Origin of the sequence: Burkholderia multivorans ATCC BAA-247 (assembly GCF_000959525.1) — a bacterium.
Lineage (GTDB): Bacteria > Pseudomonadota > Gammaproteobacteria > Burkholderiales > Burkholderiaceae > Burkholderia > Burkholderia multivorans.
In genome coordinates this window covers 1,981,438-1,994,395 of record NZ_CP009831.1, presented here as the reverse complement: position 1 = coordinate 1,994,395, position 12,958 = coordinate 1,981,438, and the positions used below count along the sequence as shown (strand labels likewise).

15 protein-coding genes are annotated in these 12,958 nt (G+C 64.2%); 11 read left to right on the top strand and 4 right to left on the bottom strand.

Annotated elements, in window-relative coordinates; translation table 11 throughout:
- The first annotated feature begins 89 nt into the window (after positions 1–89).
- The 3 genes from NP80_RS31515 to NP80_RS10945 are packed head-to-tail and all read left to right on the top strand — an operon-like array spanning position 90 to position 2,574.
- Positions 90–1,058, top strand: a complete 969-nt coding sequence (locus tag NP80_RS31515; protein ID WP_170933563.1) for a DUF6708 domain-containing protein — start codon at positions 90–92, stop codon at positions 1,056–1,058.
- Positions 1,055–1,291, top strand: a complete 237-nt coding sequence (locus NP80_RS10950) for a PAAR domain-containing protein (RefSeq protein ID WP_045593439.1) — start codon at positions 1,055–1,057, stop codon at positions 1,289–1,291. Before NP80_RS31515 ends, NP80_RS10950 begins: the two co-directional genes overlap by 4 nt.
- Before the next feature lie 23 nt (positions 1,292–1,314).
- A complete protein-coding gene (locus NP80_RS10945) occupies positions 1,315–2,574 on the top strand; it encodes an IS256 family transposase (RefSeq protein WP_045593438.1) in 1,260 nt (419 codons plus the stop codon).
- A 233-nt stretch (positions 2,575–2,807) separates the two neighbouring features.
- Here the strand turns inward: NP80_RS10945 and NP80_RS10940 are convergent, their stop codons facing one another.
- Both NP80_RS10940 and NP80_RS10935 read right to left on the bottom strand, forming a co-directional pair.
- The gene (locus NP80_RS10940) at positions 2,808–3,935 is read right to left on the bottom strand and encodes an aminotransferase class V-fold PLP-dependent enzyme (protein WP_035489030.1); all 1,128 of its coding nucleotides are present in this window, start codon (positions 3,933–3,935) and stop codon (positions 2,808–2,810) included.
- 152 nt (positions 3,936–4,087) lie between these two features.
- Positions 4,088–4,699: a hypothetical protein gene (locus NP80_RS10935; RefSeq protein WP_035948274.1), complete on the bottom strand. Its 612-nt coding sequence runs from the start codon at positions 4,697–4,699 to the stop codon at positions 4,088–4,090.
- Between the two features lie 26 nt (positions 4,700–4,725).
- Between NP80_RS10935 and NP80_RS31845 the strand changes: the two genes are divergently transcribed.
- The 7 genes from NP80_RS31845 (at position 4,726) to NP80_RS10905 (ending at position 11,033) form a co-directional block, all read left to right on the top strand.
- Positions 4,726–4,851 carry a hypothetical protein gene (locus NP80_RS31845; protein WP_254914523.1) on the top strand — a complete coding sequence of 42 codons (126 nt, stop codon included), beginning with the start codon at positions 4,726–4,728 and terminating at the stop codon, positions 4,849–4,851.
- 652 nt (positions 4,852–5,503) lie between these two features.
- Positions 5,504–6,622, top strand: coding sequence for a branched-chain amino acid ABC transporter substrate-binding protein (locus NP80_RS10930; protein WP_006396439.1), 1,119 nt, complete (start codon positions 5,504–5,506; stop codon positions 6,620–6,622).
- Between the two features lie 184 nt (positions 6,623–6,806).
- The gene (livH, locus tag NP80_RS10925; protein ID WP_006396440.1) at positions 6,807–7,733 is read left to right on the top strand and encodes a high-affinity branched-chain amino acid ABC transporter permease LivH; all 927 of its coding nucleotides are present in this window, start codon (positions 6,807–6,809) and stop codon (positions 7,731–7,733) included.
- An 11-nt stretch (positions 7,734–7,744) separates the two neighbouring features.
- Complete coding sequence (locus NP80_RS10920; protein WP_006413862.1) at positions 7,745–9,016, top strand: high-affinity branched-chain amino acid ABC transporter permease LivM; 1,272 nt, start codon at positions 7,745–7,747, stop codon at positions 9,014–9,016.
- Positions 9,013–9,786, top strand: a complete 774-nt coding sequence (gene livG, locus NP80_RS10915) for a high-affinity branched-chain amino acid ABC transporter ATP-binding protein LivG (RefSeq protein WP_006406097.1) — start codon at positions 9,013–9,015, stop codon at positions 9,784–9,786. Before NP80_RS10920 ends, livG begins: the two co-directional genes overlap by 4 nt.
- Complete coding sequence (locus NP80_RS10910; protein WP_006396443.1) at positions 9,786–10,487, top strand: ABC transporter ATP-binding protein; 702 nt, start codon at positions 9,786–9,788, stop codon at positions 10,485–10,487. Before livG ends, NP80_RS10910 begins: the two co-directional genes overlap by 1 nt.
- A 195-nt stretch (positions 10,488–10,682) precedes the next feature.
- Positions 10,683–11,033, top strand: coding sequence for a VOC family protein (locus NP80_RS10905; RefSeq protein ID WP_006411910.1), 351 nt, complete (start codon positions 10,683–10,685; stop codon positions 11,031–11,033).
- Between the two features lie 39 nt (positions 11,034–11,072).
- Here NP80_RS10905 and NP80_RS10900 read toward each other — a convergent pair whose 3' ends face one another.
- Together NP80_RS10900 and NP80_RS10895 are read right to left on the bottom strand one after the other, a co-directional pair.
- Positions 11,073–11,480, bottom strand: a complete 408-nt coding sequence (locus tag NP80_RS10900) for a DUF2000 domain-containing protein (protein ID WP_006411908.1) — start codon at positions 11,478–11,480, stop codon at positions 11,073–11,075.
- Positions 11,481–11,524: 44 nt separating this feature from the next.
- Positions 11,525–12,382: an AraC family transcriptional regulator gene (locus tag NP80_RS10895; protein WP_006411907.1), complete on the bottom strand. Its 858-nt coding sequence runs from the start codon at positions 12,380–12,382 to the stop codon at positions 11,525–11,527.
- 206 nt (positions 12,383–12,588) lie between these two features.
- Here NP80_RS10895 and NP80_RS31225 point away from each other — a divergent pair, with 206 nt between their 5' ends.
- Entirely contained in the window at positions 12,589–12,762 is a 174-nt protein-coding gene (locus NP80_RS31225) for a hypothetical protein (protein ID WP_157160136.1), read from the top strand.
- The last annotated feature ends 196 nt before the right edge of the window (positions 12,763–12,958 follow it).

Genomic DNA, 12,958 nt, shown 5'->3' with positions numbered 1-12,958 from the left:
CTTTTGGGGGGAGAGGACAAAGACCGGGTTCTGACTCTGGCTGAAGACAAAGGGCATTTGCTGCAATGCTTTCGTGATGGAGAACACAGATGGCATTCGATGGACTCTCCTGGTATCGCATGAACCGGCCGGTCAGCGAGGAAGAACAGGCTGCTCGCCTCGCAGTCGGACAGCCTGCGTCAGACACGCCGAAGGAGGACCGTTCCGTATTCTCGATGAGCGATACTTGTCTTGAGGTCCGGGATGGAACCTATTCGGAGAAGGGTTGGGGCGTTTTTGCCTTTATGTTGCCAGGGGTCGGCTCGTTGGCATTCACGGCGACCATACTTTGGATGCTGACGCATGTACCTCGGATCTATGAGCAGCGAGGGCAGCTTGGGCTCGTATATGGTGGATTGAGCTTTTTTCTGTTCATCGGACTTTGCTTATCGGCGCTTGGCATTTGGGCATTGACGCGCGACTGCTTCAACTATACGTGCAAGCCCATTCTCTTTGATCGACACAACCGGATGATTCATGCATTCAGGCACAACGGTCCTGGCGGTGTTGTGTCAGTGCCGTGGGATAAGGCCTTTCTGTACGTTGAACGCAAGCCCAGAAGCGGCCCCACGCGGAGTGCAGCACGGGTGGTTCGCTGTCTGGTTCTCGACGACAACGGAATGGTCACGGACACGTTTTCGGTAGGAACGCGCGTCGTGCTGTCTTGCGAAGAGTCAAGCGCTGCCGGGCAGGAGATCATGAATGTGCTCTACCAGGACTTCGAGTTCTACCGGCGATTTATGCAAGAAGGCCCCGCGTCGGTGCCACCCGTCACGGAATTCTTACCGAAAGGTGCTTCGTTGCGCAATTCGCTGAGGTTGAATTTCGATGGCACCTCAGACTTACTTAGTTCCGGCAATCCGCTGGTTTGGCTCGTTGTGGCGGTTGGATCGCTTCCCGCGTTCGCTCAGTCTTTGTTGCATTGGCTTGCTCAATTGACTTGCCGCGAGCCAGTGTGGCCGGACAATATCAAACGCGCTTGCAGTGCCGAGGCTTCCACCACCGGGCTCCCAGCATGAACCGCCGCTTCATTCTCCGAGGCGATAAGACCGACCGCAACGGTGTGGTGGTCGACGGTATCGCCAACACCTCCTTTCAGGGTCAACCGGTCGCTTATCTGGGTGCCGCTGTCCAGTGCCCGGCTTGCGGCACGACGGGCGTCATCATCAGCGACGGCACGCCGAGGCTGATGACAATGATGGGTAAGCAGGTCGCATTGGGAGCCTATCCGATCTTTTGTGTGTGGGCATAAACTGATGGCCAAGGAGCCACTTTATGCCACGCAAACGCAAGGAAGAAGTGACGATTGAACCGGGCAAGGGATTGAACCTGGACCCGGAACTGATCAAGCAACTGGTGCCCGGGACGCTGGATCGGGCGACGATCAACGAACAGCTCGCGGCGCTCAAGAAGGCAATCTTCGAGCGTGCACTGGGCGGTGAACTGACCCACCACCTGGGCTACGAGAAGGGCGAAGCCAAGCCGGTAGGCCGCACGAACCATCGCAACGGCACCAGCCGCAAGCGCATTGCAACCGACAATGACCTGCTCGACGTCGAGATTCCGCGCGACCGCGAAGGCACGTTCGATCCGGTGCTGATCGCCAAGGGCGAGCGACGCTTCACGGGCTTCGACGACAAGATCATCGCGATGTATGCCCGCGGCATGAGCGTGCGGGAGATTCAGGGTTTCTTGCTGGAGATGTACGGCATCGAGGTGTCGCCGGACTTCATCAGCACGGTGACTGATGCCGTGATCGACGAAGTGCGCGAATGGCAGCAGCGACCGCTCGAGCCGATGTACCCGGTCGTGTTCTTCGACGCCTTGCGAGTCAAGATCCGCGACGAAGGCGTGGTGCGCAACAAGGCGATCTACCTGGCGCTGGGCGTGCGCCGCGACGGCACACGTGACGTGCTGGGCCTTTGGATCGAGCAGACCGAGGGCGCCAAGTTCTGGCTGCGGGTGGTGAACGACCTGAAGCTGCGCGGCGTGCAGGACATCCTGATCGCCGTGGTCGACGGCCTGAAGGGCTTCCCCGAAGCGATCAACACGGTGTTCCCGGAAACGACGGTCCAGACCTGCATCGTGCATCTGATCCGGAACTCGCTGGACTTTGCCAGCTGGAAAGACAGGAAATCGGTCGCAGCGGCGCTCAAGGAGGTCTATCGGGCACCGTCGGCCGAAGCGGCCGCCGTGGCGCTGGACGCGTTCGATACGAGCCCGTGGGGTACGAAATACCCTCCGATTGCCGCGCTCTGGCGCCGGGCCTGGGATCAGGTGATTCCGTTCTACGCCTTCGCGCCTGACATCCGGAAAATTGTATATACGACCAACGCGATCGAGTCGCTGCACATGCAGCTTCGAAAGATCATCAAGGCGCGCGGCCACTTCCCGTCGGACGAGGCCGCGCTCAAACTGATCTGGCTGGCGCTGCGCAACGTCGTGGCCAAGTGGACCGGCTCTCGGCACGATTGGAAGAGCGCGATGACCCAGTTCGCGCTGCTTTACCCGGAACGATTCAACATTGGAATCTGAGTCTCAACCCGCCTCACACACGGAATTCCGGATACCTCCCGCATTGGAGGATGATTTGTGCCAATGCCGATGCGACCCGTTACCGAAGCTGATTGCGTCGCAGACTTTGGGGTCCATAACGATATGACAGCTCGATCGATCCCCCCCACGTCACCGCCACTCATAGCCCTCGACAATCCCGCCGCGCTTGGCGCGACACCCCCGCTGCCGCGCCGAAACCGCGAAAAACCACCCTACAAAACCCGCTCCAACGCATCGGCAAACCGCGCCACCGCGCCATCGACATCATGCAGCTTGTCGAGGCCGAACAGCCCGATCCGGAACGTCTTGAAGTCCGCGGGCTCGTCGCATTGCAGCGGCACGCCGGCCGCGATCTGCACGCCGACGTCGGCAAACTTCTTGCCCGAGCGGATGTCGTCGTCGTCGGTGTAGCAGACCACCACGCCGGGCGCCTGAAACCCTTCCGCCGCCACGCTCCGGAAACCCTTTTCGGCGAGCAGCGCGCGAATGCGCGTGCCGAGTTCGAGCTGTTCGTCGCGCACCTTGTCGAAGCCGTACGCGTCGGTCTCCTTGATCACGTCGCGCAGCGTCGCGAGGCTGTCGGTCGGCATCGTCGCGTGATACGCGAATCCGCCGCCCTCGTACGCTTCCATGATCTGCAGCCACTTGCGAAGATCGCACGCGAAGCTCGTGCTCGTCGTGCCGTCGATCCGCTCGCGCGCCAGCGGGCTCAGCATCACGAGCGCACAGCCCGGCGATGCGCTCCATCCCTTCTGCGGCGCGCTGACCAGCACGTCCACGCCGCTTGCCTCCATGTCGACCCAGATCGTGCCGGACGCGATGCAGTCGAGCACGAACATGCCGCCGACCTCATGCACCGCGTCCGCCACCGCGCGCAGGTAAGCGTCCGGCAGCAGCATCCCCGATGCGGTTTCGACATGCGGCGCGAACACGAGATCGGGCTTGTGCTCGCGGATCGCCGCGACGACTTCGTCGATCGGCGCAGGCGCATACGCGGCCTGTCGTCCCGATTCGACGGGGCGTGCCTTCAGCACGATCGACTCGGACGGAATGCTGCCCATCTCGAAGATCTGCGACCAGCGGTAGCTGAACCAGCCGTTGCGGATGACGAGGCACTTCCTGTTCGTCGCGAACTGGCGCGCGACGGCTTCCATGCCGAACGTGCCGCTGCCGGGGACGATCGCGACCGACTTCGCGTGATAGACCTTTTTCAACAGGTCGGAGATGTCGCGCATCACGTGCTGAAAGCGCTGCGACATGTGATTGATCGAGCGGTCCGTGTAGACGACCGAGTATTCGAGCAGTCCGTCGCGGTCGACATCGGGAAGTAATCCTGGCACGTTCGCCTCCGGGGGAAAGAATGAGTCTGTCATGAGCGCGCGCGGCGTTCGCGAGCGAATCCAGCCGCCTCGTGCAAATCTGCGGTTTGCTGCGACGACGACCGATTCTAACGAAAGCCGCCCGTGCACGCGCAATGCGATGCGCGCAACGCTCACCAATCGAGCCTGCACGACGAGCGCGACGTGCCCGCGCCGCCGGTGGCCGTACAGCGCGAGCCTGCGCCGTCGTCATAGAACGTGCGCGTCTCCGGATGCGGAATCGACGGATCGAACGGGTTCGGCGCGCCCGGCACGCCGCGCACGGCATCGAACGGCCGCATCGGCGCATAGGGCCGCGCCGGCGACAAACCGTCGGCGGACAGCGAACCGTTCGCGCGCAGATACGCGTCCCAGTCTGCGCTGCGGCGTGCGGCTTCGGGCAGCAAACGTCCCGCGGTGTCGCGGCCGGGCGCGACGCGCGTGTCGGCCCACGCGGAGTCGGCCGGTCGTGCGTTCGAGGGTTGCGGCGTCAGCCGGTCGCCGTCGATCTGCAGCGGCCGCGTGTCTTCCGTCTCGAACGGGCTGCGTGCGGCCGGCCGCGCGTAGCGCGTGCTGTCGCGTGCGGCATCGCTGTCGCGAGCGGCACGGCGCTCGACGCGGAATACGTTGGTGACGGCAGAGCGGTCGGCGAGCGCATCGCTCGCGGGCGACGCGGCTGCGGACGCGGCAAGCGCCAGCGCGCAGACGGTTGCGGCGGACAACGAAAGGCGGAACGCAAGAGTCATCGGCGATCGGATCCAGGTGATGTGCAATGAAGAAACAAGAAACGGCAGATCACTGGCTGGCGGCTGCACGGCAGAAGCGCAGGCGGAACGACGACAAAGCGGCTCCGGCGCGCGACAGACGCGAATCGCGGGAAGGCTGGCTGGATTGCTGAAACGGGTTCGCATTATTTCACGAAAATAACGATAAGCTTTCTGGCTCGATGAAAACGTCGGAAAACGAAAGGAAGCCGGTTTCCGACGTGTGCTTCGGTCGCTCGACAATCCTCAGTCGATTGCCGGCGGCGATTCGGCGCAGAGCGACAGCGTGGCCGCACCGCAAGCAGCAGACCTTCCCGCAAACCCGCGCCACGCAACGCGTTCACGCATCTCGACACCGCCGAGCGCAACCGGATGGCGCCTCGCGCAAACGTTGTCGCGCTTTCGCGGTTGCGCCACGAGCGCTACCGCGAGCATGCGAAGGTTCTCCGTGTTTTCCCTTGGTCCGCGGTCATTTTTGACAGAGGAATGGGAAACGCCCATATAATTTCGACTGCCTTGCCAACGGCTGTCGGACCATCCCTCCGACGAAGCGGTTCGGCAAGCGGGGCAGGCGAAACGCTTGCGCAATGCAAGACGCATCACGTTGTCTTTCCGAACCAGACGTCCCCTTCGGGGACTTCACGAGCCGGGCCCCGCAAGCATTTCTCCACCGCAGGTCCGTCTCCGCGTCTCGGGCGTGTCCCATGTTCTCGCCCCGGGTGCTGTTCGATTGCGCAAGTCATGCCGCCTTTGCCCGTATGACTAAACAACATCGAGGAGCTCCTGATGACGCTGTCCCGTCTTACGTCCATTTCCGTCGCCGCCGTGCTGTTCGCCGCCGGCGCCGCTGCCGCGCAAGCGGAAACCGTGAAGATCGCCATCGCCGGCCCGATGAGCGGCTCGGTCGCCCAGTATGGCGACATGGTGAAGGCCGGCGCGCTGACCGCGATCGAGCAGATCAACGCGGCAGGCGGTGCGGGCGGCAACAAGTTCGAAGTGGTGATGATGGACGACGCCTGCGAACCGAAGCAGGCGGTCGCCGTGGCCAACAAGATCGTCAGCCAGAAGATCAAGTACGTGATCGGCCATGTGTGCTCGGGCTCGACGATTCCGGCATCCGACATCTACGAGAACGAAGGCATCGTGATGGTCACGCCGTCGGCCACCGCGCCGCAGTTGACCGAAGGCAAGAAGCGTCACTTCATCTTCCGCACGATCGGCCGTGACGACCAGCAGGGTCCGGCCGCTGCGCAGTACATCATCAATCACGTGAAGCCGAAGAAGGTCGCCGTGCTGCACGACAAGCAGTCGTACGGCCAGGGCATCGCATCGTCGGTGAAGAAGGATCTCGAAGCGGCGAAGATTCCGGTCGTGCTGTTCGAAGGCATCAACGCCGGCGACTCGGATTACTCGGCGATCATCACGAAGCTGAAGTCGCAAGGCGTCGACTTCGTCTACTTCGGCGGCTATCACCCGGAAATGGGCCTGCTGCTGCGCCAGGCGCGCGAGCAGGGCGTGAAGGCGACGTTCATGGGGCCTGAGGGTGTCGGCAACAAGGACGTGACGGCCATCGCGGGCCCGGCATCGGAAGGCATGCTCGTCACGCTGCCGGCCGACTTCTCGGCCGACCCGGCCAACGCGGCGCTCGTGAAGGCGTTCGCCGACAAGAAGCGCGATCCGAACGGCCCGTTCCAGATGCCGGCGTACGCCGCGGTGAAGATCATCGCCGACTCGATCGCCGGAGCGAAGACGACCGACCCGACGAAGGTCGCCGCGTACATGCACAAGACGACGTTCGACACGCCGATCGGCAAGGTGTCATATGACGCGCAGGGCGACCTGAAGGCGTTCAAGTTCGTCGTCTACACGTGGCACAAGGACGCGACGAAGACCGCCGCCAAGTAACAACGGACTACCCGCCCGCGCACCCGCCCCGTCCGAGATCCGGACGGGGCGGGTGCGTATTGGTCGCCGCGCATTCGTGCATCGCGCGACCGCGGGCGAACCGAGACGATACCGTGCGTTGCGCACGGCCGCGCCGTGATCCGGCTGCGGCCGGCGGCGCGACGCCAACGGGAGCTTCCCGCACATGACTGACTTCTTTCCGCAATTTGCCCAGCAACTGGTCAACGGCCTGACGCTGGGCGCGATCTATGCGCTGATCGCCATCGGCTATTCGATGGTCTACGGGATCATCGGCATGATCAACTTCGCCCACGGCGAGATCTACATGATCGGCGCGTACGTGGGTCTCGTCACCCTTACCGCGATCGGCGTGTCCGCCGGCTATCCGCTGCCGCTCGTGCTCGGCGCGGCGTTGATCGTATCGGTGATCGTCACGGGCGCGTACGGCTTCGCGGTCGAACGCGTCGCGTACCGCCCGCTGCGCGGCGGCCCGCGGCTCGTGCCGCTGATCTCCGCGATCGGCATGTCGATCTTCCTGCAGAACTACGTGCAGATCGGCCAGGGCGCGCGCGACGTGTCCGTGCCGGTGCTGATCTCCGGCGCCTTCGACATCCATCTCGGCGGCGACTTCGACGTGACGGTGCCGTATGCGCGCCTGCTGATCGTCGGCGTGACGATCGTGCTGATGATCGCGCTGACGCTGTTCATCTCGCATTCGCGCATGGGGCGCGCGTGCCGCGCATGCGCCGAAGACATGAAGATGGCGAACCTGCTCGGCATCGATACGAACCGCGTGATCTCGTTTACGTTCGTGCTCGGCGCGATGCTGGCCGCCGTCGGCGGCGTGCTGATCGGCCTGACGATCGGCAAGCTGAACCCGTACATCGGTTTCGTCGCCGGCATCAAGGCGTTCACGGCCGCGGTGCTCGGCGGCATCGGCAGCATTCCGGGCGCGATGCTCGGCGGCGTGCTGCTCGGCCTGGCCGAAACCTTCGCGGCGGGCTACATGCCGGCCGAATACAAGGACGTCGTCGCGTTCGGCCTGCTTGTGCTGATCCTGCTCTTCCGCCCGACCGGCCTGCTCGGCAAGTCGGACATCGAAAAGGTCTGAGGGACACGCAGATGAGTCAAGTCATTTCCGTACGCCGCCCGGCCGCCGACGCTTCGTTCGGCCAGGCGCTGAAGAATGCCGTGGCCGCCGCGATCCTGACGGCGATCCTCACGGTGCCGGTGCTCGGGCTGCAGCTGAAGCTCGACGGTTATCAGGTCGTGCTCGAGCGCCACTGGCGCCCGGTATGGATCGCGGTCGCGGCCGTGTTCCTGTTCCAGCTGTTCAAGCCGTGGCTGCTGCGCGCGAAATCCGCAGTGAAGCTGCCCGCGGTGCCCGCGATGGGCGCGCGCCAGCAGCGCGCGATCATCTGGGTGCTGCTCGCGGTCGGGCTCGTGTGGCCGTTCGTCGGTTCGCGCGGCGCAGTCGACGTCGCGACGCTCGCGCTGATCTACGTGATTCTCGGTCTCGGGCTGAACATCGTCGTCGGCTTCGCGGGGCTGCTCGATCTCGGCTATGTCGGGTTCTACGCGGTCGGCGGCTATACGTACGCGATGCTGAACCAGTATTTCGGGCTGACGTTCTGGGAGTGCCTGCCGATCGCGGCGATCGCGTCGGCGACGTTCGGCTTCCTGCTCGGCTTCCCGGTGCTGCGTCTGCGCGGCGACTATCTCGCGATCGTCACGCTGGGCTTCGGCGAAATCATCCGCCTGCTCGCCAACAACCTGACGAGCCTCACCGGCGGCCCGGACGGCATCTCCGGCATTCCGAAGCCGACCGTGTTCGGCTTCGAGATGGCGCGTTCGGCAAGCGTCGAAGGCGCGAAGACCTTCCATGAACTGATCGGCCTCGAATACAGCGGCGAGCACATGGTGATCTTCCTGTATCTGCTCGCGCTGCTGCTGGTCGGCTTCACGCTGTTCGTGACGAGCCGCCTGATTCGCATGCCGATGGGCCGCGCATGGGAAGCGCTGCGCGACGACGAGATCGCATGCCGTTCGCTCGGCCTGAATCCGACGCGCATCAAGCTGTCGGCGTTCACGCTCGGCGCCGCGTTCGCCGGTATCGGCGGCGCGTTCTTCGCTGCGCGTCAGGGCCTCGTGAATCCGGAGTCGTTCACGTTCATCGAATCGGCGCTGATTCTCGCGATCGTCGTGCTCGGCGGGATGGGTTCGCAGCTCGGCGTGATCCTCGCGGCGATCCTGCTGACCGTGCTGCCGGAAGTCGCGCGCGGCTTTGCCGAGTACCGGATGCTGATCTTCGGTCTCGTGATGGTGTTGATGATGATGTGGCGTCCGCAGGGCCTGCTGCCCGCGAGCCGTCCCCACGTGGAGTTGCCGCAATGAGCGCGAATGCAGAACTGTTGAAGGTCGCCGGATTGCAGATGCGCTTCGGCGGGTTGCTTGCGGTCGACGGCATCGACTTCGACGTGCGCCGTGACGAGGTGTTCGCGATCATTGGGCCGAACGGCGCCGGCAAGACGACGGTGTTCAACTGCGTCGGCGGCTTCTATCGGCCGACGGCGGGCGAGGTCGTGCTCGACGGTCACCGGATCGCGGGGCTGCCGAGCCACAAGATCGCGCTGAAGGGCCTCGTGCGCACGTTCCAGAACATCCGGCTGTTCAAGTCGCTGACGGTGGTCGAGAACCTGCTCGTCGCACAGCATCGCAAGGTGAAGTCGGGCCTGCTGCATGGGCTGTTTGCGACGCCCGCGTATCGCCGCGCGGAGCAGGAGGCGCTCGAGCGCGCGGCCGTGTGGCTCGACCGGATGGGGCTGACCTCGGTCGCGAACCGGCCGGCGGGCACGTTGTCGTACGGGCACCAGCGGCGTCTGGAAATCGCGCGCTGCATGATCACCGAGCCGCGTCTGCTGATGCTCGACGAGCCGGCGGCCGGCCTGAACCCGCAGGAGAAGATCGAGCTTCAGCATCTGATCGACAAGCTGCGCCGCGAGTTCGGCGTGTCGGTGCTGCTGATCGAGCACGACATGAGCCTCGTGATGGGCGTGTCGGACCGCATCCTCGTGATGGAGCACGGCCGGCCGATCGTGATCGGCACGCCGGAAGCGGTCCGTAACGACCCGCGCGTGATCAAGGCGTATCTGGGGGAAGAGTGATGCTGAAGCTGGAACAGGTCCACACGCATTACGGCGCGGTCGAAGCGCTCGCGGGCGTGTCGATCGAGGTGAACAAGGGCGAGATCGTCACGCTGATCGGCAGCAACGGTGCGGGCAAGACGACGCTGATGATGACGGTGTGCGGCACGCCGCGCGCATCGTCGGGCCGCGTGCTGTTCGAGGGCAAGGACATCACCGCGATGTCGACGCACCAGATCATGCGGCAGGGGCTCGCGATTTCGCCGGAAGGGCGGCGCGTGTTCCCGAGCTTGACCGTGCTCGAGAACCTCAAGATGGGCGGCTTCTTCGCGAGCCGTCACGAGATCGACGACGGCATCGAGCACGTGTTCAAGCTGTTTCCGCGCCTGAAGGAACGTGCGACGCAGCGGGCCGGCACGATGTCGGGCGGCGAGCAGCAGATGCTCGCGATCGGCCGCGCGCTGATGAGCAAGCCGCGTCTGTTGCTGCTCGACGAGCCGACGCTCGGCCTCGCGCCGCTCGTGATCGCACAGATCTTCGACATCATCCGGACGATTCGCGACGAAGGCGTCACGGTGTTCCTGGTCGAGCAGAACGCGAACAAGGCGCTGCAGGTCGCCGACCGCGGCTACGTGCTCGAGACGGGGCGCGTGGTGCTTGCCGATACGGGCGCGAATTTGCTCGCGAACGACCGGATCAAGCAGGCTTATCTGGGCGGGTGATCGGGAACGTCATCGATCCGGCTAGGCCGGGTCGATGACGGAGACGGCGCGGGGCACGTGCCGGATCGCTCGACCGGCACGCGTGTGCGGTGCCCGCTTTGTCAGTCCAATCGATGTAGCTGTTTTGGCTTCGAATGTAGTCGAATCGGCTACACCATCGAGTCGAAGCTTGCAGATGCGTTGCGGAGGCAACCGATGAAAGTCAAACGAATCGTCGCCAATATCGATACGCGGTCGATCGACGACGCAAAGCGCTTTTACCACGACGTGTTCGGCCTCGACGTGCTGATGGATCACGGCTGGATCGCGACTTACGGCAATGCCGAACAGATGACCGTGCAGATCAGTGTCGCGTCGCAGGGCGGATCGGGCACGCCGACGCCCGATCTGTCGATAGAGGTCGACGATCTCGATGAAGCGCTTGCACGTATCCGCGCGGCCGGCATCGCCGTCGAATACGGCCCGGCCGACGAGCCGTGGGGCGTGCGTCGGTTTTATGTGCGCGATCCGTTCGGCAAGCTCGTCAACGTGCTCGCACATCGCTGACGCGCAAGCGTGCGCATCATGCGCGCGTGGGCCGAGCGCTCAGGCGTGCAGCGCGAGCCCTTTCACCGCCTTGTCCACGGCTTTCTTCGGCCCGTGCAGCGCGAGGCCGACGAGATCGAGATTCTCCGCATCCTCCGCGCGAAACACTTCTCGGTTGGCCGTATCGTGGCCCGTCGAAAACATCGCATGCACGTAGGGCACGATCGTCAATTCGCGCGACAGCGCCTGCCGATGAGCGGCCTGTAATCCGTTCAGATCGGCCGCGAACACCAATATCGGCTGACCGAGCATGCGCGCATAGCGGCGCCCGGCCGCATCCTCGTAAGGCTCGCCGAGCGCTTCGGGCGCTTCTGCGGCGACGCCCGTCGCCAGAAATGCGACCACGTTGAGTTTCTGCCACGCCGCGAGATCATCGCGCACGATCAGCGCCACTTTGGTATCGAACATAACGGCTCCTTGTTGAGCCGCTCATGATCGGGCGGCGCGCGCGCTCAGTCTGGAACGTTTGTGCACATGCGCCGATACGCGGCCGGCGTGATCCGGTACGCGCGGCGAAACCAGCGGCCGAGATGGCTCTGATCGGCGAAGCCGACATCCGCCGCCGCTTCGGCCGGCGTGCGGCCGGCCGCGAGCAGACGACGCGCGGCGCGCAGCCGCACGCGCACGAGGTACGCATGCGGCGACGTGCCGAACGCGCGCTGAAACAGACGCGTCAGCCGAAAGCGGTCGATGCCGGCGAGTTCGGCGAGTTCGTCTAGGCCGAGGTTCGCGTCCATTCGCGCGTGCAGCAGATCGCGCACGCGCGCGATCGCGGGCGGCACCGCGCCGGCTGCGTGCACGAGCGGCTCGCGCAGCTGCCCGCGCAGATGCATCAGCAGGCGATCGAGCGTCTGGTCGCGCGCGAGCTTGCCCTCGTTGCCGTGCAGCGCGGCGAACGCGTGCCGGATCGCGTCGACGAGGCCGCGGTCGTCGACGAGCGTATGCCCGAACGCCGCTTCGACGCCGGCCAGGCCCGGCAACTCGAGCCGGCGCGCCGCGCGCTCGACCCACGATTGCGGCAGATAGAGCATCGCGTACGTGAAGCCGCCGGGTTCGGGCGCATGGCCGTCGTGCAATGCGCCGGGCTCGATCAGGATCGCGCGGCCCGGCACGCTCGTGTGTAGCGACCGATGGCACTGGAAACGCTGGACGCCTTGCTCCGTATAGCCGATCAGCATGTCGTCATGATCGTGCGGATCGTAGGCATGACCGCTGAAGTGCGCGCGCAGGCTCTCGATCCCCGTTTCGGGATCGCGCCGTGCGTCCATCCAGTGATCGGAGCTGCCGATGTCGTGCGCCGTGGTCGTCATCGCTCGTGTCGCTACGTGTCGTTGCCTGCCCGATAGTGTACGCATGCGCGCGTCGTGCTGCTCGAGCGCGCGTTGCCGCGGCGGCTCGGTCCGGAACGGGCCGCCCACGGGCGGTGCGGGCATCGACGTCGTGGCGTGCGGCGAGGTCGCGCGATGCCGAATCCGTCGCAAGCACACAGGCGCGATGTTGCAATTCGAAAACCTTCATGAAACAGGTTCTCGTCCTGCATTGGGGCGTTTATTGTCTTGATCGCGGGAATCGAGCGATCAAATCACGATTCGAGCCACTTATTGTGGTGCGCATTGCAGTCGTTTCTGTTACGATCCGCGCGGCCAATCGAAAGGTGGTCGGCTCGCGTTCCCGGAATCGTCAAGATTGAGACAGCGCCAAAGGCTGTTTCTGACCAAATCGGACAAGAATGAATCGGCATTCCGTATGAGGATGCGGACGGCTGGCGTCGCGTGCATCGTGCCGTGCCCCGAATGTCGGTAGAGCAATGTCGTGCAATCCGCGACGCTTCGATCGCTTGCCGATACATAGAGCGATTTCAGGAATGCAGTGTCGCGTAGGAAAAC